This is a genomic window from Clostridium sp. CCUG 7971 (assembly GCF_017590215.1).
GTDB lineage: Bacteria > Bacillota > Clostridia > Peptostreptococcales > Peptostreptococcaceae > Faecalimicrobium.
The window spans coordinates 31,284-53,952 of the sequence record NZ_JAFFPK010000066.1 but is presented as its reverse complement, the minus strand read 5'-3'; the positions used below and the strand labels follow the sequence as shown (position 1 = coordinate 53,952).

Sequence of the window (22,669 nt, the reverse complement as noted above, 5' to 3'; positions counted from 1 at the left end):
TTTAATGTAATAACTGATAATTTTAAAATCTCAAATCCTGCAATTGCTATAAGTCCTGTCACAGCTGGTCTAATCCCATAAAAAACTGCATTTACCCCCTTACTCTCTCTAAATTTCTTTAGAAAATGAGCTACTATAATTATTATTATAAATGATGGTAGTACAAGTCCAAATGTGGCTATAACTGCTCCTAATGTTCCAGCTGCATTAAATCCAGCATATGTTGCCATATTTATTCCTATTGGTCCTGGAGTTGATTGAGATATTGCTATCATATCGGCAAGCATGGATTTATCAAACCATGTATATTTTTCAGCTATATCATACAAAAATGGTAACGTGGAAAGCCCACCACCGATAGCAAATAGTCCTGTTTTAAAAAATTCAAAAAATAATTGTATATATGTAATTATCATTATTTTGCTCTCCTAAACTTAAGTATCAGTCCTAATACAGACGCCCCTATAACTATATAAATAGGTGAAATATTTAAAAACGCACCTAGTATAAATGTTACTGCAAAAATTACTACTCCTATTTTATCTACTACTGAATTTTTCCACAGATTGATTATTGCATTTAAAACTAGCACCGCTACTGCAACTCTAACTCCTGAAAAAGCATGTTTTACCACTTCATACTGTGCAAAGTTTTGTAAAAAACTTGCTATTATTAATATTATTACAAGAGATGGAAATACCACCCCTAAAGTTGCAAAAAATGCACCTACTATACCCCTTACTTTATATCCTACAAATGTAGCTGTATTTACTGCAATTATTCCTGGTGTAGCTTGACCAACTGCATAATAGTCTAATAGTTCTTCACTCGTTGTCCACTTTCTTTGTTCAACTACTTCTTTTTCTAGCATAGGAAGCATTGCGTATCCACCTCCAAAAGTTAATCCCCCAATTCTAAAAAATGTCTTAAATAAATCAAATAACTCACTCATATACATACCTCCTATATAGGATTATTATAAAATAAAATATAACTTAAATAAATCTTTTATTACCATAAATTTCATATTATTTTAACTAGTATTTATTGTGTAATTACTTACTTTTATAACTACTATTTCCTAATATCTAAGTTAATATAAAAAAGCTATAAATAAAAATATTTATAGCTTTCACTATTTTAATCTAATAGGACACATTCATCTCCAACCTTTACTTTTCCACCTTTTAATACTTTTGTGAATATTCCATTGCTAGGCATGATACATTGACCTACTTGATAATATATTGCACATTTATCATGACATTTTTTCCCTATTTGAGTTACTTCAAGCTCAATTTCTCCAACTTTAATCTTTTGACCTATGGGAAGTTTATTTAGCTCTATACCTTCTACAACTAAGTTCTCTCCAAATGCCCCAAAGTCAACCTTTGCTCCCTTATTTCTGAAATCTTCAATTTTTTCTAGTGCTAAAAGACTTACTTGTCTATGCCACTTCCCTGCATGAGCATCACTTTCTATACCAAAGTCCTCTATGACATTAGCTTCTTCAACCATAGTTTTTGAAGTACCCTTTTTTCACTTATACATATTGCTATTAATTTGTGCATTTCTTCTCCTCCAAGTCCTTATATTCCTCAGGTGTATTAATGTTTGAAAACTTGTCAACTTCAAATCCTTCTATTACTTTGTAATCTAAGTTTTTTATTAGTTTTTGAAGTTTATTTTCATTTTTATTTAAGCTATGTTCAATATTATTGATTATATTCTTTGAATATATTGAACACAGAGGTTGTAGTCTATTATCTACTTTAGGAACTAATACATCATAATTTTCACTATAATTACCTAAAGTATTTATAATTTCTTTATTAATTAGAGGCATATCACATGCTATACATAAAACCTTATCTGTAATGGAATTTTTAAGTGCTGTATGTATTCCTGATAAAGGACCATTTCCTACATATATATCTTTAACAATTCTTAAGTTAAATCTTTCGTATAAATTTTCATCATTAGCTACTATTATAACTTCTTTATAATCTTTTCCACAACCTATTATATGTTCTATAAAAGTTTTATCTTTATAACTTAAAAACGCTTTATTATTGTAGTTCATTCTACTACTTTTTCCACCTGCTAAAATGGCCAGGGTTTTATTAATCAAAGCTAACCCTCCTTAGAATTTAATTATGTCGACTAATACTTTCTCTTCAAGTCCTGTATTACCTTTTTGAACTTCTATTAGACAATTAGAGTCTTTTGTTGAACTTAGTATTCCGTTCCCAGTTTTTATTTGAGTCATTTCTACATACTGTTTACCTTCATTATAAACTGTTTTCCCTCTTATAAATCTTCTTTGTGGGCTCTTCTTATTAAAGTTACCTAAAAGTATTGCCTTCTCTCTTTTTATTTCTATTTTTTCATTACCACTTAGTTTATCTAATGTTGGTCTTGCTAAAAGTTCAAAAGTTGTTAATGATGCTGTTGGATTACCTGAAAGACTTATTATAATAGAGTTGTTAAATTTAGAACATAATACTGCTGATCCTGGTTTAATCGTTACCTTCCAAAATAATTTTTCTGCACCTATATCATCCATAGTATCTTTTAATAAATCTTTTTCTCCAACTGATACTCCTCCAGTAGTAATTATTAAATCGCTTTCTTTTGAAAATTCTTTTATAATATTTCCTATATTTTTGCTACTATCATTTGCATGATCTATGCCTATAACATCATATCCAAGTTCATAAACTCTAGAAAGTATGCTATATTTATTACTATTGTATATCTTACCTTCTGTAAGATTTTCATTTATATCTAATACTTCATCTCCTGTACTAATAAAAGCTACCTTAGGCTTTTTATAAACTTTTATTTTATTAATTCCAGAACTTGCAATTATTCCTATATCAGAATAATTAAGTTTTTTATGTTTATTAACTAAAAGGCTTCCTTTCGTTATATCTTCACCTTTAAAGCATATATTTTGATTGGGTTTAGCTATTTTATTAACTTCTATAAATTTATCATATATATGTACATCTTCTTGCTTTACTACTGCATTTGCACCTTTTGGAATAGGCGCTCCTGTCATTATTTTAATAGCGGTATTTTTAGTAACTTCATTATTAGAGCATTCTCCTGCATAAATTGTATCTATTACTTTAAGTTTTACTTTTGCATTTAAAGTATCTTCCGAAATTATAGCATATCCATCCATAGCAGATTTGTCAAAAGGAGGATTGTTGATTTTAGAATAAATATCTTCTGCTAATGTCTTATTTATTCCCTTTATTAAATCTACTTCTTCAACTTCTAAAGCTTTTGTATTAATATTTAATATTTCTATTGCTTCTTCTAAACTTATAAAGCTTTTCATATCTACTCCTTAATATAATCTTTTTCTTTTTCTATTAAATCAGCAAGTAATTTATAGTCTTCTTTATGTATTACAGGTATTTCTTCAAAACTAATATCTATATCACTTGCTATTGCTATTAATTTCTCCTTAGGAGATATAATCTCCTTGCTAATTCCATCTCTAAATACTTCTATTTTTCTAAGATTACTTTTTTTATAACCTTCAACAAGGATAATATCTTTATTATCAATCATATTAATAATATCATCTAGCTTCTTTTCTTCTTCAAGTTCATTTATCATTGCTAATCTATTTTTTGACGATATTATAACAGTTTGTGCTCCTGCTTTTCTATGTTTATATGTATCTTTTCCTTCTTTATCTATATCAAAGCCATGGATATCATGTTTAATTGTTGCTACTTTTAAATTTCTTTTAGTTAACTCTTTTATCAATCCTTCTATTAGAAAGGTTTTTCCTACATTAGAGCTTGATCCGATTATATTTATTACCTTTGACATATTTTACTCCTTCAACTTATATAGTTTTATTTTTTGTTTAAAATTTATCATATATATGTTAAAAATGAGACTTTCGTCACATAAATTCATTTTGCTTTAAAGTATAATATTTATATGATAAAAAAATAACATAATTTTACTTCTCTTATAATGAAGTAATTAGGGATTTCAAGGAGGTTTAATTCATTGTCTAATATTTCTATTTTAAAAGAAAAAATTAAAAACTTACTCATTGGTGCTGTTGCCACCCTATTAAGTGTACTTACTTTAGCTAATATATTTGCAACTTTAGGATTTAATTCTCTAAGACACATATCTGTTAATCTTGGAGTAATACTAATAATTTCAGGATTTTTAAAATTATTTTTATACCCAAAACAAGTAGCCTTAGAGCTTAAGGATATGACTTTAGCTAGCATATATCCTACATTTTGTATGTCTATGATGCTTATGGCTTCTTATTATGTAAATTATAACTATGCACTTGGAAAATCTTTATGGTTATTTGCTGTCTGTCTAAATATAATAATAATAATAATATTTACTTATAACAACTTAATTAAAAATTTTGAACATATAAAGTTTCTACCACCATTTTGGGTAGCATATGTTGGAATCATAGTTTCTGTTATAACTAGTCCAGGCATGAATGAACCTATTCTTGTAAATTGTATTTTTTATTTTGCATTTACTGCTTATTTTGTAATACTACCATTTATGATTCATAGATTATGTACAAAACCTGTTGCAGATGGACCATACCCTACACTGTCTATTATGTCTGCACCACCAAGCCTTTGTGTAGTTGCTTATTTAACTTTATTTAGTGAGCCAAATGTATATTTAGTTTTATTTTTATATGCACTTGTATTTATAATGACAATATATATGTATACTAGATTTCCTAAAATTTTTAGCATGAAGTTTATACCTACTTTTGCTGGAGTAACATTTCCACTTGCAATATCTACATTAGCAACATTTAAAGTCTCTGCTTTTATGGATAATTTAGGTCAAACTAGTTTCTCAATTATACTTAGAGAATTTGGTTCAATTGAACTTGTAATAGCTTGTGCTGGGATAGTCTTTGTAGTCTATAATTTTATAAGAATGTTTATAAACTCATTTAAAACTAAGAATATATAAATTTAAAAGGGGCTGTCTCAAATTAGAGATTACGCCCCATTTTTAATTATTATTAAAGGGATTTTATTTATAACTAAATTCAAAATTCTTTTCCACATTAAAGAAATCTGAGTAGTCTATATCAAATAAATTTTTCTTTACTTTTGAAATATCAATATTTTCTTTTATAAGTTGAGTTAATATTCCGGCATAAGATAAGTCTCCCTGTATTATACTTCCATATATTTTCCCATCTTTGTGGATAATTTTTTTATAGTTTTCTCCATCAACCTCTACTTCTACATTATAAGTATTATCTTTAGCTTCTACCATACCAATTGACATCGTAGCTATACCAACAAAGTTCATAGTATTTTTACTACCAAAGAAATCTGTCATTCTTGTATCTTTTCCTACCATATTATTAGCTGCAATTATTCCTTCTTTAACAGCTGTTGGCCATATAGGATTTCTTCCTGTTACATCCCCTGCACCATATATATCTTTTATATTTGTTTTACCCTTTTCATCTATTATAAGTCCAAATTTATCACACTTAATATTACTATTTTCTAAAAATAAAATATTTGCCCTTACTCCTGTTGCAACTATTACTAATTCACATGGTATTTCTTCTCCAGTATTTATCATTAGCCCTTTAGGGTTATTATTTGAATCTAGTAATAATTTTTCAGCTTTTACTCCTAATTTTAAATTTACTCCACGTTCCGTAAATTTATGCTCATAAACTTTTGATGTATAACTATCTAATTGTAGAGGAAGTATTTTTTCTCCCATTTCTACTAAAGTTATGTTTACGTCATAATCTAGTAACCCACTTACTGCATCAATTCCAACAAGCCCGGCTCCTAGTACTACAACATTTTTAATCTTTTTAACTTGTTTTTTTATAATAACTGCATCGTCTAAATTTCTAAGACCTACTACATTATTAGCTTCTCTCAAACCTTCAATAGGAGGTATAAATGCAGATGCTCCGCTACAAATCATTAATTTATCATAGCTTAATATTTTTTCACTTGAGAGTGTTATATTTCTTTCTTCATCATTTACATTTTTAACTTCTACACCTTTAATCCAATTAATATCATTTTCTTTAAAGAAGTCTTTATCTGTAAAATTAAGCTTTTCTATATCTCTATGACCTGATATATAATGATGTAGTATACACCTTGAGTATACATTTTCGTCTTTAGATATTAATGTTATTTCTGCGTTCTTATCTAATCCTCTTAAAGTTTTAACTCCACTTATTCCTGCAGCTGATGCCCCTATAACTATATATTTCATTAATTTTGTACCTCCTCTAATGTAATTGCTCCCATTGGGCATTTTTCTACACATTGAGATGTACCTGATTTATGATTTTTACATCCATCACATTTCATTATTTCCTTTTGATTTTTGCTATCAGCTTTTAATACTCCATATGGACATGCCATTATACACATATAACAACTTGCACATTTATCTTTATCATAGTTTACAAGGCCAGTTTTACTATCTTTGCTCATAGCACCTGTCATACAAGTATAAACACACTCTGGTCTATCACAATGTCTACAAAATATCGGTGCATATTTTAAATTACTATCAATTGTTATCCTACTTCTTGTATCTTCACTATCATGAGATACCATACATGCAGTTGTACATGTTAAACATCCAACACATTTTTTTCTATCTATATTAATTCTTCTCATATTAATCCCCTTTACTAGCATTTAATAATGTTTACTGCTACAGTTTTATATGATGGTTCTTTTGAGTACGGATCGTATATAGATGGAGTAAGTGAATTAGTTTCTATATAATGAATAGGTGCATATAACTGATTATACTTAACATCATCAGATATTACTGCACTAAATTCACTAGTTACCCCATTTTGAGATTTTATTTTAATTCTTTCATTTTCTAATATATTTAAATCCTTAGCTAATTTAGTATTTATTAATACATAAGATTCTTTTCTAATTATTCTATTTACTGCATCTATTTCTCTACTTCTAACCCCAGTATGCCATTGTCCTACTGTTCCTCTTCCTGAATTAAATATATATGGAAACTCTTTTGAAGTTGTTGTTGGATTTGGTGTTATATCTTCAAAAATTATTTTAGCTTTTTTACTTGAGGTATAATAATTATTATCTTCAAATAGTCTTCTTTCATCATTAAGTAATACATCACCTGCTCTAAATGGCCACTGTACTCCTTTTGATCCTTTTTTATCTTCTCCTTCTAACATTTCATAAGTTACTCCACTTATATCACAAGGCATACCTTTAGAGCACTTTTTAAGTAGTTCAAATGCATCTTTTGGAGTTTTCCAGTTATCTAGTAAGCTTCCCATGCCTAATTCTTTACCTATATTATAAAATATTTCATAATCAGACATTTCCCCTTCTTCCTTGGGTATTATAGGATTAAGTTTTGATAATCTACGTTCTGTATTTATAAGTACTCCTTCTTTTTTTATACCTGGAACTGAAGGCAAGAATAAGTCACAAAGTTTAGCACTATGTGTATCTTCATATATATCTTGTACTACAAAGAAATCTAAATTTTTAACTGCTTTTTCAAACTCTTGATTATTTGCCCATGAATGTCTTGGGTTTGTACATATTACCCATAAACCTTTTATCTCACCAGATTTAATTTTTTCTATTATTACGTTATATGGTATTGTCTGCTTAGTTGGTAATAAGCTTTCATCAATTTGTAATGCTTCAGCTACTGCTTCTCTTCTAGCTGTATTATCATAATCTCCTCCACCATAAAACCCTGTTGTATTACTAAATGCTCTTGAACCCATTGCATTACTTTGACCTGTTAATGAATTTGCACCTGTTCCTGGTTTTCCTATATTTCCTGTTATTAATGCAAGATTTATTATACCTTGTGCAGTTCTTACTGCTTGGTAACCTTGATTTACTCCCATTGTCCACCAAAAAGATACTCTTTTTCCATTGTGTATAATCTCTGCTAATTCTAGAACTCTTTCTTTAGATATTCCAGTTTCTTGATAAACTTTATCTAAAGTGAATTTTTTAACATGTTTTTTGAAACCTTCAAACCCTTCTGTGAAGTTTTCTATATAATCATTATTTATCCAACCTTTTTCTATTAAAATATTAGCTATTGTATAAATTAAAACTAAATCTGCCTTTGGTTTAATATCTATCCATATATCTGACTTAGCTGCTGTTTCTGATTTTCTAGGATCTATAGTTATAATTTTTGCATCCTTATTATCTTTTAAACGCCCCCAAAATACTGGATGGGCTATAACTGGATTTGCCCCAACAAATACAATAGTATCTGAAAGTTCTGCATCTTTTAATGTATACGGTGGTGAATCAAATCCAAAACTTTGCTTGTGCGCAACAACTGCTGTAGCCATACAGAGTCTTGTATTACCATCACCATTTATTCCCATGTAATTTCTTCCTACATGTCCTAAAAGAGCCATATCTTCAGTCGTCATTTGACCTGTACTTATATATGCTACTGCTTCTTTCCCATATTTTTGTTGAATATCTGTCATTTTTTTAGCAAATATTTTAAAACCATCTTCCCAAGGTATTTCTTTCATTTCATTATTTTCATCTCTTAAAAGAGGTCTTTTTCTTGACTTTATTTTCGTTTGTTGTTTATCAAGGTTTATACCTTTTATACAGCAAAACCCCTTATTTACTGGATAATCTTTTGTAGGCAGTACCTTCGTTATTTTGTCATCTTCAACGTAAAAATCTAAGTTACATGCAAGTGCACATATATTACAAGTTGATTGGGTTTTTTCATATTATTTTACATCTCCACTTCGTAAATTAATAAATTTTCTATTACTTTTATTTTATAGTTTAATAAATTTTTATACTGTGATTTTAATCACATATACAATAGTTTAAGTCAATTTTTTAACAATTTTCATTGTTATAAAACATTATAAATTTAGATACTTAGAGAATTTATCAATATTATTCTCTTTATTAAAATTAAATATCATGCTAGATTTATAATATTAATAAAAGTCTAAATTTCTTTATTCTAAATAAAAAGTAGCCTCTTATAAAGGCTACTTAAAAAATTTCCTAGTTTTTATTTTTTAGATTTTGGCTGTTGTTGTGTTATACAATGTATGTTCCCTCCGCCTAATAATATTTCTCTTGCATAAACTCCAACAATTTTTCTATCTGGGAAGCAACTTTGTAGAGTTTTTCTTGCTTTTTCATCATTAGAGTCATTGAAAGTAGGAAATACTACGCCTCCATTTGCCATATAGAAATTTGCATATGAAGCTGCTAAACGGTCGCCTTCTTCACGAGGAAATGTTCCATCTATTCCATCTACACCTTGACTTTCTTCTTTTGTAATTAATATATTATCTGGAAGCATTAATTTAACAACTTCTAATTTTCTTCCTTTTGCATCTGTTGAATTGCTTAAGATTTTATATGCTTCTTGGCATATTTCATATTGTGGGTCATTTTTATCTTCGGTCCAAGCTAATATCACCTTACCTGGTTCAACATAGTGAATTATATTATCCACATGTCCGTTTGTTTCATCATTGTATATGCCACGTGGAATCCAAATTATTTTTTCAAGATTTAAGTATTCTTTTAATACCTCTTCAATTTCTTCTTTTGATAAATGAGAATTACGCCCTTCACTTAATAAGCACTCTTCAGTTACTATTAATGTTCCTTGACCATCAACATGAATAGATCCACCTTCTAAAATAAAATCATCTAAACGATATCTATTTTTTCTTTCTATTTCACATACTTTTCTAGCTACATGATCGTCCTTATCCCAAGGGAAGTATAAACCGTCAACTAATCCTCCCCAAGCATTAAATGACCAATCAACACCTCTTACTTCTTCTCCATTTGTTACAAAAGTAGGTCCACAGTCACGAATCCAAGAATCATCGTTTGATATTTCAACTACACGTATATTATCTGGTAACATATTACGTGCATTGTCATACTGAGCATTGCTTACACACACTGTAACTTTTTCAAATTCACTAATTGCTGTTGCAACTTTTACAAATACATGCTGTGCTGGTTTACCTCCAAGTCTCCAATTATCTGGTCTTTCCGGCCATATTATCCAACAACCATCATGTTCTTCAAATTCTCCTGGCATTCTAAAGCCATCTTGTTTCGGAGTAGATGTTAACTTTTTCATTTATTTTATCTCCCCTTTTGATTTATTTTTAACGTTTCTTACTTTTATAAGAATTTCTCCTATTATGAAGAAAATAATTGAACCTATTGTAATTGGTAGTGTTTCTGCTAAACTTGCTGTATCAAATTTCATTGGAACTGCAATAAATATTAAAGAAATAATAATCATAATCATTGGTAGTGTAGCTAGAACTTTTAATACAAAATCGCTTCCACTAACTCTAAATGGTCTTTCTTTATCAGGGTCAATTTTACGAAGTTTTAAGAATGCAGGAAATACTGGTAAATATGCTGCTAAAAACATTACAAGATTTAATGCAAAGAAACTCCAAAATAAATCCTCATTTGGTAAAAGTGGTGCTATAATTACTACTAATGATGCAACTATTCCGTTCATCATTGAAGATCCTACAGGCATACCATTCTTTTTACTTTTTTTACCAAATACTTTAGGCATATCTCCATTTGACGCTGCATAGCAAGCCACATTATTTACTCCAAGAGCCCAAGAAACCATATTTCCAAATAAAGTTAATAAGAATAAAATACTCATTATAGAAATAAATAATCCACCTGTTTTTCCTGTTAATAACTGTATACTATCAATTAATCCACTGCTTGTGCTTACTTCAGATGTTGGAATTGCAACGCCTACACCAAATGCAGAGAATATATAAATTGCTGCTATAACAATCCCTCCAATAATAATTGCCTGGGGAATTTGTTTTTTAGGATTTTCCATGTCATCTGCAAATGTGCAAACAACTTCAAATCCTAAGAAATTAAATAATATAACAGAAATAAATGATAAACTATTTAAATCAAAAGATGGAAGTAGGGAAGTTAATGTATATTCATTTGCTACACCTTTAGTAATAGCTCCATAAATACCAAGTACACCTACTACAACAGCTAATAATACTTTTATAAATGCTGCACCGTTTAAAATACATACACTATCACATACTGGATAAAAGCTAATAGCTACTATAATCCATATAAACGCTAATTCTATAAGTAATGATGCAATTAAAGGAATTTTTATACCAAAAGCAATTCCTAAAATTTCAGGAAATATTACTGCTAAAGAAGCCATCCATAATGGGTAGTTGATCCAATAATACCAAGATGCCCTTGCTCCCCATTTATGCCCAAACGCTTTTCTAACCCAGTCATATAATCCACCTTCTCCGTTATAGGTAGTACCTAATTCCGAAGAAATCAAACCATATGGCAAAAGGAATGTTAACATCAGGAATATCCACCAAAAATATTGTGAGTTACCTATAGCTGCTACTGGAGCTGCTGCTTCCGCAACAAATACTACACAGATTACGGATAAGACAGCATCCGTTAATCTAAATTTTTTCTTTCCTTGAGTCTCATTCATTTTCTCCTGCCCCTTCCCCGATTCCTAATTATTCATAAATTCTTCTAAGTCAGCTTTTGCCTTTGCCTGTTCTTCTTTATCTATTTCTTTAGCAGCCAAATTCATAAAGTAAACTAGTAAACCTCTCATTGCAGTTAGACGATTTTCAGCTTCATCAAATACTATTGAATAAGGTGCATCTATTACTTCATTTACAACTTCCTCACCTCTTGTTGCTGGTAAACAATGCATAAATTTAACATGAGGAGCTGCCTTTTTAATCATTTTAGGGGTTACTTGATATTTAGGATAAAATATTGCTAATCTTTGTTCTTCTGAAAGCTCTGCATCATATAATCCATACCATACATCTGTATAAACAAAATCAGCATCTTTTAATGCTTCATCTTCATTATCAGTTATAGTATAAGAACCTCCTGAAACCTTGCAGTTTTTTTCTGCTATTTTTAAATGTTCCTCTTTTAATTGATATCCTTTAGGTCCAAATTGTGTAAAATGCATACCTAATTTTGTAGTAATAAACATTAATGAAGTACAAACTTGAGTTGCATCACCAACAAATACTACCTTACAATCTTCTAGTTTTTTACCTTCTGGTAAATGCTCTATAATAGTACACATATCTCCCATCTCTTGTGTTGGATGGTTATAATCAGACATACCATTTATTACTGGAATTGTTGCATATTTTGCTAAGTCTGCTACACTTTCATGACGATCAACACGTGCCATAACTATATCTACTAATCTAGATAATACACAACTAGTATCTTCTAGAGTTTCATGTCCTCCTAATTGTATTTGCCCTGGTGCAAGGTATTGTGCATGACCACCTAATTGAGTCATTGCTGTTTCAAATGATACTCTCGTTCTTGTTGATGATTGTTGAAATATCATTCCTAATGATTTATTTTTTAATAATTGTGGATAATAGCCTACTTTGATACATCTTTTAATTTTAAGAGAAAGGTTAATTATCTCCATTAACTCTTCCTTTGTAAAATCATTAGTGTCTATAAAATGTTTTATTGGCATAAACGTTTCCCCCTTAAATTTTTAATGTATATTTTGTTAATCAACTACTAAGTTTCATCGATCAACTTATACCTTAATCATAGTTTCGAAATTTAAAGTTTAAAATCAATCTAATATATTACTTTAGGGTAGATTTTTCTATAACCTATGTGTATGTCTCTTCTAAACTTCTCTAATCTTCGCCTGTATTTTACACGTTTTTTTGAGTTGCTAAACGATTTGCTTTATAGTACACTAAAACTATAAATTTACTTTTATGGTAAATTTAGTTAGTTATTTAGGGAGGGATTATCTATTGAAAATTACTGTTTTTATTTATAATATTTTCTTAATTTCTTTATACACAAGCGCATTAACTTATTCATCTAGTCTATACCTACGTAAAAAATATCCTTTCCACCTATGTATAAGTGTTCTATTTTTATTTTATATTTTTGATGACACTATCATCTATATGTCTGAGTTTTTAAGCAGTTTTTCACATTACTATGACCTACAGTTTCTAAATGTACCTGCCTTTAAAACCGTAATTATGATGGCTACAGGTACTTGCTTAATCTTCATTCATCACTATATTTTAGATAGGAAAATTTCATTTATTGATTGGTGTATTTTCATATTACTTGCTGTTTCTATAATTTTTACACCTATGATTTCTCAGGATGCTCTTATGGTTTGGTCTTACTATCTTCCTTATCAAATTTTAACTTTATACTTAGGATTTACTGGCATTTTATATTTAAAAAATAATTCTTATTTAATAGAAAAATATCCTAATATTAAAGGATATAAAAGCTTACTAATTCTAACTATTATTTTTTCATTTTTAATTATCATTGAAGATACCATCGTTATTTTTAGTTTTGATATTTACACACACATTTCTCTTAAAATCAATAATAGAAGCATATCTGAGGATATTTTAAATATTATTTATGCAGTTTCTGCTATTAGGTATTTTTCTAAACAATTTAATAATTCCATAATAGTAAAACCTGCTTTTAAAGAAGATAGCCCAGACGATTTAGAATTAATAAATAAAACTAAAATTTCAAATTATGTTTTTTATCAATTTTCAGAAAGATATAATTTAACAATTAGAGAACAAGATATATTAGAAGTATTACTACAAAACAAAAACAATCAAGAAATAAGTAATGAGCTTGTTATTTCTATAGGAACAGTTAAAAGTCATATTCATAATATTTTTCAAAAGGTTAATGTAAAAAAGCGCAGCATGTTAATTCGTGTTTATGAAGAATTTTCTGCTGAAAATTCTTCTATAGAAAAATATTAATTTATTCTTTCCATAATAAAAAAGGACTAAATTTTTAAAATTTAATCCTTTTAGTTATATTTTAATGACAATATAGACATCTATTTAGGCTTTTAATAATCTTATTCTTTTTCTCTTCATACTTCTTATAATATCTTTAGTATCCTTTTTAACTTTAAGTGATTCACATATTTTCTGTAATGATTTATTGTACGTATAATCATCAATATTATTATTTTTTAAATATTCTAATGTTAATTCTTCAAATTTGACAAATGAAATAGAAATTGCCCAAGCCACTGCCATCTTAGCATAGTATCCGTCGTGACTAATATTATCTAATTCTTTTAAAACTAACTTTAAATAATCTTCATTAATGTAATAATTAATCATCATAACTACTGCAAATCGAACTTCAAATTCTTTGTCAGAACAAATATATGGCTTTAAAAATTCCCAAACTCTTTCTCTATTTTTATTTGTTATTTTTAATCCTACACAAAAACTATCACAAACAGACCAGTTATTAATTTTAGGCACAAAATCAGATATATATTTTAAAATATCTTCAATATCTTGATTTTCTAAATATCCAATTATCATTCCTTTTAACATAACTTCTTCAAAATATATTTCATCATTATTTTCTATATAACTTTTCCAATCTAATTTTACAATTTGCTTTGCAATTTTTCTTAAATTAGGAATACGAACTCCAACTAAATTATCTATTCCTGGTAACAAATTTGAAGAAAAAACCTTATAATTCTCCTCTGCTAATTCTACTAATTGCTCCCTAATCATTTTTATTTTCCTTTTCCATTTCTAAAAGTTGTTTTTTCATATCTAATCCCGCTGCATACCCAACTAATTTTCCATTTTTTCCTATTATCCTATGACATGGAATTATTATCAAAATTGGATTTTTATTATTAGCCATTCCTATAGCACGAGAGGCCTTTGGATTACCTATTTTTTCTGCTATATCTTTATAACTTAAAGTTTCTCCATAAGGAGTGTTTTGAAGTTCTTTCCACACCTTCTTTTGAAACTCAGTTCCTTCTGGTTCAATAGAAAAATCAAATGATTTTCTTTTTCCTTCTAGATAATCCTTAAGTTGATTTGCTGCTTTTAAAATTAGTGGGGTTTCCACCACTTCCATCCCATCTGAAGGTAATTTGTCAGAAGTATAAATATTAGTTATATTTTCATTATTTTGTACTATACCAATTTTTCCAATTTTAGTTTCATAATAAAATATTTTTTTCATAAAAGTATCTCCATTTATTATTTTATTTTTAATCTTTTGTATATTTATATATAACAGATAGAACTTTTATCTATAATTTATCATACTTTTGAAATTATTTCTTCCGCATTTTGTATTTTACTTTTTATATATATTTTTTTAATCAAATTATTACCTAAAAAACCGCATCACATTAAATTATGATACGGTTATTTGCTTCTATTAAATTTAAATTATTTTTTATTACTTCTGATAGGTATCCAAACCTTGAATTAGCTGGTTCTTGATTTAAATATACTTCAAAATCTCTGTATACTACAGGTTCTACCTTTTTCATATAGATCATTACTTTATTTGAATAATAATCTTGTTATACTTCTTACTTTATAAGGGATACTATTTCAGTTATTTTCTTTGCTCCAAAATATACATCTTCATCATTAATTATGATCCCTGGAACGCTCATTATCTTATGCTTTGATTTTAGTTCATCAAATTCAGATATATTAACCATCTCCGCTTCTATATTTTCATTTTCTATAGCTATTCTTTGAGCTGCAATAACTACATCAGGGCATAAATTACAAGATAATGATACTGCAACCTTTATGTTTGTCTTTCTATTTATATCCTTTATATTATCTATTATCTCTTTATCTACATTCTGACCTGGACCACCCAGGTTATATATAGCTAATATAAATGAATTTAATTCATGACCCCCAGGTACTCCATGGAATTTAACTCCGCAATAATTTTTATTACTATCTAGTAAGGCAACTACAGGAAGTTTATCTGCATTTATTTTTGATTCTATATCTAAGTTTTCAGATTTTTTATATACTTCAACATGTAATTTTTCACAAAGGTCGGCTATGTCTATAACTAGGTCTCTAAGTTCTAAAGATTTTTGTAAACTTTCATCTACTACTGTTACTAATGTTACATCATTTTCAATTTTATCTAGTATACCTTTTAGTTGACTTCTTAATGTATCGTTTAAAAGACTACTTCTTTTACTAACATTAGAATTTAATTCCTCTTTTGCATTGTTTTCAACTACTTTACTTGTATTAGTAGATTCTTCTATAATTTCTTCTTTTATACCAAGCCTCTCTTTTTCACTTGATACAAACTTTTCGGCACGTGTAGCTGCAATAGCGCCATCTGCAACTGCTGTTACTACCTGTCTTAATTCCTTTGGTCTTAAGTCTCCAGCTGCATATACTCCTCTAACATTAGTTTCCATATTCTCATTAGTTAATATATATCCATAATTATCTAAATCAACTTTCCCTTTAAATAAACCTGTTTGAGGTTTATATCCAATAAATATAAATATACCAAATGATCCATCTTTTTCACTTGCTGTATATTCAAATACTTCATTAGTCTCATTATTTTTGAATTTAGCATACTGCAGTACACCATCTCCACCAGCTTCTATAATTTCTGTATTAAATTTAACTTCTATTTTAGGATGAGACTTTACCTTATCTGCTATAGATTTTGCACAAGTAAATTCTGGTTCTCTTGCTACAACTGTAACCTTTCTAGCAAACTTAGTTAAAAATAATGATTCTTCTGCCGCTGCAAATCCTGCACCTACAACAAATACTTCTAATCCTTTGAAAAATTCACCATCACAAGTTGCACAGTATGCTATTCCACGACCTGTAAACTTTTCTTCTCCTGTAAATCCTAATTTTCTTGGAGATGCTCCTGTTGCTATTATTACAGACCTTGATTTTAAGTTTTCTGACTTAGTTTTAATTATTTTTATGTCACTATCTAAATCAACATTTAAAACTTCGTCTTCTTTAAATTTAACATTAAAGTCTAGGGCTTGTTGTTTCATCTCTTCCATAAAATATGGGCCACTACTTTGTCTTATGCCTGGATAATTTACTATTTCACTAGTAGTTTTTATTTGCCCTCCACAACTTTCTTTTTCTATAACTAATGTATTTAACTTAGCTCTACCTGCATATATACTTGCTGATATACCTGCTGGCCCTCCACCAATTATTATTAAATCATATACTTTACTCATATTTAAAATCTCCCAACATGAATTTATTTAAAAAATAAGAAGCATATCAATGCCTCTTATTTTAATCAATCCCCTTAAGGATTAAAGTTTATCTATAAATATTATAATTTACCTACTAAGTCTAAGCTTGGTGATAATGTTTCATCTCCTGGTGTCCATTTAGCAGGGCAAACTTGATCTCCGTGTTGTGCAACAAATTGAGCTGCCTGTACTTTTCTTAATAATTCTTCTGCATTTCTTCCTATACCTAAATCATGAACTTCATAAGCCTTTATTTCTCCATCTGGGTTTATTATGAAAGTCCCTCTTAAAGCTAAGCCTTCTTCTTCTATCATAACTTCAAAATCTCTAGCTAACTTTCCTGTTGGGTCAGCTAACATAGGATATTTTATTTTTCCTATTGTTTCTGAAGCATCTGCCCATGCTTTATGTACAAAATGAGTATCTGTTGATACTGAATAAACTTCACAACCTATTTCTTTGAACTTTTCATAGTTATCTGCTAAATCCCCTAACTCAGTTGGGCAAACAAATGTAAAATCTGCTGGATAGAATACAAATACTGACCAATGTCCTTTTACTGAATCAAGTGTTACTTCTTTAAATTCTCCTTGTTGATATGCTTGAACTGTAAATTCTGATACTTTCTTATTTATTAATGACATATTAACTACCTCCTAATTTTAGTAACGATTACTATTATCATTTATTTAATTATATTTTATTCTTTATATTACTATTTGTCAACAGTAATTAATAATGATTTTCATTATTATATTTTATATTTACCTCTAGATTTTAAATTTAAACATAAAATATTCCATTTTTGTATTTTATTATTCATTTGTCCAATTAAAAAGCTGCACCACTTATTTGTGATACAGCTTCTTATCATACTTCTAAAATAAATTATTTTATATACCGTCTACATATTCCCTTAATTCTATTAAAATCTTATTTTTTAAATCTTTATCCAAGTATCTAGTTGGAACTATTTCAGCAATAAATCCACTTATATATATAAGTATCATATCTTCATAGACCTTTACATTTTTTATACTACTTTTTAAAATAGTTTCAGATGAAAATTCACCAAATACTTTTATATTATCTAGATCAATTTCTAAAGTTTTTTTCCCAAAAATAGATGAATTATCACCTTCATTCAATAATTTTTTAATTTCTTTTTTTAGTAAGTTTTTATATTGTTTTGGATATGTTACAATCCATACAATTACAAACAGTATAGAAATTATAATCCAATAAAAACTTGGTTGTCTAAATAAATTATGACTTATAAAATATATTGGTATTGAAAAAATTACTGGTACTAAGTATCTAAGTAAATAAAATGTTTTTTTGTGAGCTGGTGAATTTTCAATATGATATAAATTAAATTTAATGTAATCGTCTTCTGTTATTTCAAAATCAAACTTCATCTTAAAAACCTCCTTTATTTCTCTCCCTTTTGGGTTATCTATTATATTTACATACTATTTTTATATTTTTATATTTGTATATTAAAAATTATTTTCTAAAATAATAACATCTAATATCAAATCTGCATATATATTTGGTTTAAATAGTAGTTTTTGAGGTCTAAATGGTCATATATTTAAAATTTTAATCTTTATTTTGACTTAAGTTGTTTTTATTAACTTAATGGTTAACTAATGTTATAATAATTTTTATAATTTCTATTTATTGGAGGATAAATTTATGTTTTCAAAACCAGATTGTGGATGGGTTAAATTTACTTTAGGTGATTTTAAAGCAACACCAAGTTATTTAACTGACACACCTATGGATTGTGTAAATGCATTTATTTCTACAATTGAAAATAAACTTCCTACAAGTGTATGGTTTGATGAAGAAGGTAATGAATTTTTGTTAATTTTATCTGAATATAATCGTATCTTTATTATACATAATATTTCTAATGAACCAGCAAAGCTATATGAATACAATATTGATCATAGAAAGCTTGCAATTGAATTTTTAGATGATATGGGTAGATACTTTGATGATTTTACTAACCCATATTTTTATACATTCGTAGATGAAAATGAGGCTAATATAAGGATAAATCAACTTTCTGAAAAACTATATAACTTACAAGATTTAGTAGAAAATTATAGAGTATAGATCTATTCTATCCATTTACTCTATAATATAATTTTCATAAATATTAATTAAATTTTTCATATAAAATATTAATATTTCCTACTTTACTATCTTTTTTAATAACACCATCTGAATAATCTTTATAACTAATAATTAGCTTATCATCACTCTCCCAGTTAGCATTGACACTACCACTAGAGGCTCTATTTAATGAAAAATTAACATCGCAGTCATAAGCTCATTTTTTATCACTTGAAATAACTGCAACTCTAACATTATTTGGTACTGTAGCACCGCCTCCTGTGTAAAAGTATATAATAGCCTTATACTTTTCATCAGGAGAATAAAAAGTATTAATAATTTCCATTACTTCTCTATCTAATAAATATCTTCCTCTATTCATTAAATTGTTTTCCATGTAGACCAAACTTTTTATTCTACTTACTAAGTACTTTCCATAACCTATACATAATACAATACAAGCTAATGTAATAACTATCTTTTTCTTTTTCCCCATAAGACCTCCTATTTTGTTCGATTCCCTATTATACATTATTTTCCAAATTTAAAAAACTCTTATACCTAATCATAAATTAGGTATAAGAGTTTTTTATTATTTATATTTTAATATGATTTAAATAAACTAGTTATATTATCATTCATTATTAAATTAAGCAAACATGATTCTATCTGAAAGTTCTTCTTTAAAAGTAATTTTATTAAACTCTTCTATAAGATCATTTTTAGTCAGATTCTTCTTTTCTAATCTTCCTATATCAAGAATTATTTCTCCCCTATGCATCATAAGTAGCCTATTTCCAAACTCTATAGCATGATTTAAATTATGAGTTATCATAATCGTTGTAATATTTTTTTCTTTAACTATTTTATTTGTAAGATTTATAATGTTTTCTGATGTCTTTGGATCTAAAGCAGCAGTATGCTCATCTAAAAGTAAAATCTTTGGTGTATTTAAGGTAGCCATTAGTAAAGAAAGAGCTTGCCTTTGTCCTCCTGATAACATCCCTACTTTTGTGTTAATTTTATCTTCAAGGCCTAAATTTAATATAGAAAGAGGGTCTTTGAATTTCTCTATCTTTTTTTTATTAACTCCCAAAGAAAGTCCAAAGCTACTACCCTTATTATCTGCCAAAGATAAATTTTCTAAAATAGTCATAGATGGTGATGTTCCCTTAGTTGGATCTTGAAACACCCTACTTATAAATCTTGATTTTTTGTGTTCTTTTAAATTAGTTATATCTTTTTCTTCTAGAAAAATATTACCTGAGTCTAACTCTAATGCACCAGATATTATATTTAAAAGAGTGGATTTTCCTGCTCCATTACTTCCAACAATAGTTATAAAATCCCCTTTATTTATCTCTAAATTAAAATTATTAAAAATACTAGTTTCATTTATTGTTTCCTTATTAAAACCTTTATTTATTGATTTTATCTTAAGCATTTAAACTCCCCCTTTCTCTTGAAGAAAATTTAAGTTTATTTAATATATTGTTATTATTCATAATTATAGCAATAACTACTATTAATGACGTTATTAATTTTAAATCTGTTGGTGGGAAACCTAAATTTAAAGCAATACCCACGCTTAATTTGTATAAAAATGCACCTATTATAACCACTGTAGTTCCTTTTAAAAACTTACTATTTTTAAATACAGATTGGCCAAGTATAATAGAAGCTAAAGCAACTACTATAAATCCATTTCCCATAGATATATCTGAAAATCTTTGGTATTGTGCCATTATAGCTCCACTTAAAGCTACTAGTCCATTAGATATCATAAGTCCAACTATTTTCATTGTTCCTTTATTTACTCCAAGGGAAGTAACTAATGTGTCATTATCTCCCGTTGCTCTTAGTATAAAACCAAACTTAGTTTTAAATAAAATATCCATTAATAATTTAGTTATTAAAACCATTACTACTAAAATCATCACTATCGATATATTACTAGAGAATATATTAGTCTTATTAATCATAGGAAGATTTGCCTTTCCCATTACTCTTAAATTTATAGAGTATAGCCCTATCATAACTAAAATCCCCGATAAAAGATTAGTTATTTTTAATTTTACATGAAGTATTCCAGTAGCTAATCCTCCAATAGCTCCTCCCATAAATGCTAATACCAATGATAAAAATGGATCAATATCTTTTAATATAAATGCTGTAGTAATTGCAGCACCTAAACTAAATGTTCCATCTACAGATAAATCTGGAAAATCTAATATAGTATAAGTTATATATACTCCTAATGCTCCTATAGCAAAAATTAGACCTTGTTCTAAAGTACCTATAAAGAAGTTCATATTACTTACCTCCTTTTATAAGCTTTGATCTATTTATTATGTCTTTATCAATATTTATAGAAAGCTTTTTAAGTGTATCTTCATTTATAACAAGTTCTGTTTCTTCTAAAGTTTTTATAGATAGATCTTTTATATCTTTTCCTTCTAAAACTTCAACTGCCATAAGACCCGCTTCGAAACCAAGTTTTTTGTAATTAATACCTTCTGTGATTAAAGCTCCACCTTTAACGTGAGCTTCTTCCGCTCCAATTACTGGTATTTTTTTATCTACTGATTTAGAAGATATTATTGCCATTGAAGAAGCTATCATATTATCTGCTGGAGTGTATAAAACATCAATTTTATCTAAGATAGAATCTAGTCCTTGACTTATATCATTTACACTATTTACACCCTTTACAATTACTTCTATATTATTTTTCTTAGCTAATTCTTTTAAATTATTTACTTGAACTTCAGAGTTTACCTCACTAGTATTGTATAAAACTCCTATAGTTTTTACATCTTTAACAATTTCTTGTATAATTTTTAATTGCTTTTCTATAGGTACTGCATCACTAGTCCCTGCCACATTAGTTCCTGACTTATCCTCTGATTTTACAAGACCTGCTTTTACAGCATCCGTTACTGCTGTAGTTATAATTGGAATATCTTTTGTTGTATTAAAAGCACCTTGTGCTGAAGGTGTTCCAATTGCAAATATTAAATCTTTATTACTTGATGTAAAATTGTTAGATATCATTTGAGATGTCGCAATATCACCCTCTGCATTTTGTAGTTCTAAATTAAGATTTTCTCCTTCTTTAAATCCCTTAGAATTTAAGGCTTCTATAAATCCTTCTCTAGCTAAATCTAAAGCTGGGTGAGATGCTATTTGGGATATCCCTATATTCACCATATTTTCTTGTGATGAAGAATTCCCATTTGAACATGCTGAAAATAAAGACATGCCTACTAGAATTGAACTTAATAAAATTATTTTTTTTGCTACCATACTACCAACCTCCAAATAC

24 protein-coding genes and 1 pseudogene are annotated in these 22,669 nt (G+C 28.0%); 3 read left to right on the top strand and 22 right to left on the bottom strand.

The window, feature by feature from the left end:
- The 6 genes and pseudogenes from JWF52_RS09555 to mobB all read right to left on the bottom strand — a co-directional run.
- Positions 1-416, bottom strand: a 416-nt coding sequence (locus JWF52_RS09555) for a chromate transporter (RefSeq protein ID WP_286184080.1), incomplete at its 3' end; no start/stop codon positions are given.
- Positions 416-952 (bottom strand): chromate transporter, encoded by a 537-nt coding sequence (locus tag JWF52_RS09550; RefSeq protein WP_208333346.1) that lies wholly within the window; start codon positions 950-952, stop codon positions 416-418. The genes JWF52_RS09550 and JWF52_RS09555, both read right to left, overlap by 1 nt.
- Before the next feature lie 188 nt (positions 953-1,140).
- A pseudogene (locus JWF52_RS09545) lies at positions 1,141-1,571 on the bottom strand (MOSC domain-containing protein).
- Entirely contained in the window at positions 1,559-2,131 is a 573-nt protein-coding gene (mobA, locus tag JWF52_RS09540) for a molybdenum cofactor guanylyltransferase (protein ID WP_208333345.1), read from the bottom strand. Before mobA ends, JWF52_RS09545 begins: the two are co-directional and overlap by 13 nt.
- Positions 2,132-2,143: 12 nt before the next feature.
- A complete protein-coding gene (locus tag JWF52_RS09535) occupies positions 2,144-3,349 on the bottom strand; it encodes a molybdopterin molybdotransferase MoeA (protein WP_208333344.1) in 1,206 nt (401 codons plus the stop codon).
- Positions 3,350-3,351: 2 nt separating this feature from the next.
- Positions 3,352-3,852, bottom strand: coding sequence for a molybdopterin-guanine dinucleotide biosynthesis protein B (mobB, locus tag JWF52_RS09530; protein ID WP_208333343.1), 501 nt, complete (start codon positions 3,850-3,852; stop codon positions 3,352-3,354).
- Positions 3,853-4,038: 186 nt separating this feature from the next.
- Between mobB and JWF52_RS09525 the strand changes: the two genes are divergently transcribed.
- Positions 4,039-4,998 carry a TDT family transporter gene (locus tag JWF52_RS09525; RefSeq protein ID WP_208333342.1) on the top strand — a complete coding sequence of 320 codons (960 nt, stop codon included), beginning with the start codon at positions 4,039-4,041 and terminating at the stop codon, positions 4,996-4,998.
- 63 nt (positions 4,999-5,061) lie between these two features.
- Here the strand turns inward: JWF52_RS09525 and JWF52_RS09520 are convergent, their stop codons facing one another.
- The 6 genes from JWF52_RS09520 to ptcA all read right to left on the bottom strand — a co-directional run bounded on the left by JWF52_RS09520 (position 5,062) and on the right by ptcA (position 12,621).
- Complete coding sequence (locus tag JWF52_RS09520) at positions 5,062-6,288, bottom strand: NAD(P)/FAD-dependent oxidoreductase (RefSeq protein ID WP_208333341.1); 1,227 nt, start codon at positions 6,286-6,288, stop codon at positions 5,062-5,064.
- Positions 6,288-6,701, bottom strand: a complete 414-nt coding sequence (locus JWF52_RS09515) for a 4Fe-4S dicluster domain-containing protein (RefSeq protein ID WP_208333340.1) — start codon at positions 6,699-6,701, stop codon at positions 6,288-6,290. The genes JWF52_RS09520 and JWF52_RS09515 overlap by 1 nt, the downstream gene beginning before the upstream one ends.
- Positions 6,702-6,715: 14 nt before the next feature.
- On the bottom strand, positions 6,716-8,776 hold the full coding sequence (locus JWF52_RS09510) for a molybdopterin oxidoreductase family protein (protein WP_208333348.1): 2,061 nt from the start codon (positions 8,774-8,776) through the stop codon (positions 6,716-6,718).
- Between the two features lie 323 nt (positions 8,777-9,099).
- The gene (gene aguA / locus JWF52_RS09505) at positions 9,100-10,197 is read right to left on the bottom strand and encodes an agmatine deiminase (protein ID WP_208333339.1); all 1,098 of its coding nucleotides are present in this window, start codon (positions 10,195-10,197) and stop codon (positions 9,100-9,102) included.
- Positions 10,198-11,586, bottom strand: coding sequence for an APC family permease (locus JWF52_RS09500; protein WP_208333338.1), 1,389 nt, complete (start codon positions 11,584-11,586; stop codon positions 10,198-10,200). It abuts the gene before it with no gap.
- A gap of 24 nt (positions 11,587-11,610) precedes the next feature.
- Positions 11,611-12,621 carry a putrescine carbamoyltransferase gene (gene ptcA / locus JWF52_RS09495; RefSeq protein WP_208333337.1) on the bottom strand — a complete coding sequence of 337 codons (1,011 nt, stop codon included), beginning with the start codon at positions 12,619-12,621 and terminating at the stop codon, positions 11,611-11,613.
- 295 nt (positions 12,622-12,916) lie between these two features.
- Here ptcA and JWF52_RS09490 point away from each other — a divergent pair, with 295 nt between their 5' ends.
- Positions 12,917-13,918 (top strand): helix-turn-helix domain-containing protein, encoded by a 1,002-nt coding sequence (locus JWF52_RS09490; RefSeq protein WP_208333336.1) that lies wholly within the window; start codon positions 12,917-12,919, stop codon positions 13,916-13,918.
- An 84-nt stretch (positions 13,919-14,002) separates the two neighbouring features.
- On the opposite strand, the gene JWF52_RS09485 is transcribed toward JWF52_RS09490, so the two are convergent.
- From JWF52_RS09485 to JWF52_RS09460, 6 genes are all read right to left on the bottom strand, one after another.
- On the bottom strand, positions 14,003-14,701 hold the full coding sequence (locus tag JWF52_RS09485) for a DNA alkylation repair protein (RefSeq protein ID WP_208333335.1): 699 nt from the start codon (positions 14,699-14,701) through the stop codon (positions 14,003-14,005).
- Entirely contained in the window at positions 14,694-15,167 is a 474-nt protein-coding gene (locus JWF52_RS09480) for a methylated-DNA--[protein]-cysteine S-methyltransferase (RefSeq protein ID WP_208333334.1), read from the bottom strand. Before JWF52_RS09480 ends, JWF52_RS09485 begins: the two co-directional genes overlap by 8 nt.
- A gap of 172 nt (positions 15,168-15,339) precedes the next feature.
- A complete protein-coding gene (locus JWF52_RS09475; RefSeq protein WP_208333333.1) occupies positions 15,340-15,483 on the bottom strand; it encodes a hypothetical protein in 144 nt (47 codons plus the stop codon).
- A gap of 42 nt (positions 15,484-15,525) precedes the next feature.
- Positions 15,526-17,199 (bottom strand): FAD-dependent oxidoreductase, encoded by a 1,674-nt coding sequence (locus tag JWF52_RS09470; RefSeq protein ID WP_208333332.1) that lies wholly within the window; start codon positions 17,197-17,199, stop codon positions 15,526-15,528.
- A 101-nt stretch (positions 17,200-17,300) separates the two neighbouring features.
- Entirely contained in the window at positions 17,301-17,864 is a 564-nt protein-coding gene (gene ahpC / locus JWF52_RS09465) for an alkyl hydroperoxide reductase subunit C (protein WP_208333331.1), read from the bottom strand.
- A 249-nt stretch (positions 17,865-18,113) separates the two neighbouring features.
- Positions 18,114-18,638 (bottom strand): YcxB family protein, encoded by a 525-nt coding sequence (locus JWF52_RS09460; protein ID WP_208333330.1) that lies wholly within the window; start codon positions 18,636-18,638, stop codon positions 18,114-18,116.
- A gap of 280 nt (positions 18,639-18,918) precedes the next feature.
- Between JWF52_RS09460 and JWF52_RS09455 the strand changes: the two genes are divergently transcribed.
- Positions 18,919-19,344 carry a hypothetical protein gene (locus JWF52_RS09455; RefSeq protein ID WP_208333329.1) on the top strand — a complete coding sequence of 142 codons (426 nt, stop codon included), beginning with the start codon at positions 18,919-18,921 and terminating at the stop codon, positions 19,342-19,344.
- A 217-nt stretch (positions 19,345-19,561) separates the two neighbouring features.
- On the opposite strand, the gene JWF52_RS09450 is transcribed toward JWF52_RS09455, so the two are convergent.
- The 4 genes from JWF52_RS09450 to JWF52_RS09435 all read right to left on the bottom strand — a co-directional run bounded on the left by JWF52_RS09450 (position 19,562) and on the right by JWF52_RS09435 (position 22,650).
- Positions 19,562-19,840, bottom strand: a complete 279-nt coding sequence (locus tag JWF52_RS09450) for a hypothetical protein (RefSeq protein ID WP_208333328.1) — start codon at positions 19,838-19,840, stop codon at positions 19,562-19,564.
- A 153-nt stretch (positions 19,841-19,993) separates the two neighbouring features.
- Complete coding sequence (locus JWF52_RS09445; RefSeq protein WP_208333327.1) at positions 19,994-20,788, bottom strand: ABC transporter ATP-binding protein; 795 nt, start codon at positions 20,786-20,788, stop codon at positions 19,994-19,996.
- Complete coding sequence (locus JWF52_RS09440) at positions 20,781-21,656, bottom strand: ABC transporter permease (RefSeq protein WP_208333326.1); 876 nt, start codon at positions 21,654-21,656, stop codon at positions 20,781-20,783. The genes JWF52_RS09445 and JWF52_RS09440 overlap by 8 nt, the downstream gene beginning before the upstream one ends.
- 1 nt (position 21,657) lies before the next feature.
- Positions 21,658-22,650: an ABC transporter substrate-binding protein gene (locus JWF52_RS09435; protein WP_208333325.1), complete on the bottom strand. Its 993-nt coding sequence runs from the start codon at positions 22,648-22,650 to the stop codon at positions 21,658-21,660.
- Between the last annotated feature and the right edge of the window lie 19 nt (positions 22,651-22,669).

Bases quoted from the DNA above. Each gene is read 5' to 3' on its own strand.
- JWF52_RS09520 (WP_208333341.1), bottom strand. From the start codon at position 6,288: ATGAAATATATAGTTATAGGGGCATCAGCTGCAGGAATAAGTGGAGTT.
- ahpC (WP_208333331.1), bottom strand. From the start codon at position 17,864: ATGTCATTAATAAATAAGAAAGTATCAGAATTTACAGTTCAAGCATAT.
- JWF52_RS09475 (WP_208333333.1), bottom strand. From the start codon at position 15,483: ATGAAAAAGGTAGAACCTGTAGTATACAGAGATTTTGAAGTATATTTA.
- JWF52_RS09440 (WP_208333326.1), bottom strand. From the start codon at position 21,656: ATGAACTTCTTTATAGGTACTTTAGAACAAGGTCTAATTTTTGCTATA.
- JWF52_RS09450 (WP_208333328.1), bottom strand. From the start codon at position 19,840: ATGGGGAAAAAGAAAAAGATAGTTATTACATTAGCTTGTATTGTATTA.
- JWF52_RS09550 (WP_208333346.1), bottom strand. From the start codon at position 952: ATGAGTGAGTTATTTGATTTATTTAAGACATTTTTTAGAATTGGGGGA.
- mobB (WP_208333343.1), bottom strand. From the start codon at position 3,852: ATGTCAAAGGTAATAAATATAATCGGATCAAGCTCTAATGTAGGAAAA.
- JWF52_RS09515 (WP_208333340.1), bottom strand. From the start codon at position 6,701: ATGAGAAGAATTAATATAGATAGAAAAAAATGTGTTGGATGTTTAACA.
- aguA (WP_208333339.1), bottom strand. From the start codon at position 10,197: ATGAAAAAGTTAACATCTACTCCGAAACAAGATGGCTTTAGAATGCCA.
- JWF52_RS09480 (WP_208333334.1), bottom strand. From the start codon at position 15,167: ATGAAAAAAATATTTTATTATGAAACTAAAATTGGAAAAATTGGTATA.
- JWF52_RS09435 (WP_208333325.1), bottom strand. From the start codon at position 22,650: ATGGTAGCAAAAAAAATAATTTTATTAAGTTCAATTCTAGTAGGCATG.
- ptcA (WP_208333337.1), bottom strand. From the start codon at position 12,621: ATGCCAATAAAACATTTTATAGACACTAATGATTTTACAAAGGAAGAG.
- JWF52_RS09535 (WP_208333344.1), bottom strand. From the start codon at position 3,349: ATGAAAAGCTTTATAAGTTTAGAAGAAGCAATAGAAATATTAAATATT.
- JWF52_RS09445 (WP_208333327.1), bottom strand. From the start codon at position 20,788: ATGCTTAAGATAAAATCAATAAATAAAGGTTTTAATAAGGAAACAATA.
- JWF52_RS09460 (WP_208333330.1), bottom strand. From the start codon at position 18,638: ATGAAGTTTGATTTTGAAATAACAGAAGACGATTACATTAAATTTAAT.
- JWF52_RS09485 (WP_208333335.1), bottom strand. From the start codon at position 14,701: ATGATTAGGGAGCAATTAGTAGAATTAGCAGAGGAGAATTATAAGGTT.
- JWF52_RS09455 (WP_208333329.1), top strand. From the start codon at position 18,919: ATGTTTTCAAAACCAGATTGTGGATGGGTTAAATTTACTTTAGGTGAT.
- JWF52_RS09470 (WP_208333332.1), bottom strand. From the start codon at position 17,199: ATGAGTAAAGTATATGATTTAATAATAATTGGTGGAGGGCCAGCAGGT.
- JWF52_RS09500 (WP_208333338.1), bottom strand. From the start codon at position 11,586: ATGAATGAGACTCAAGGAAAGAAAAAATTTAGATTAACGGATGCTGTC.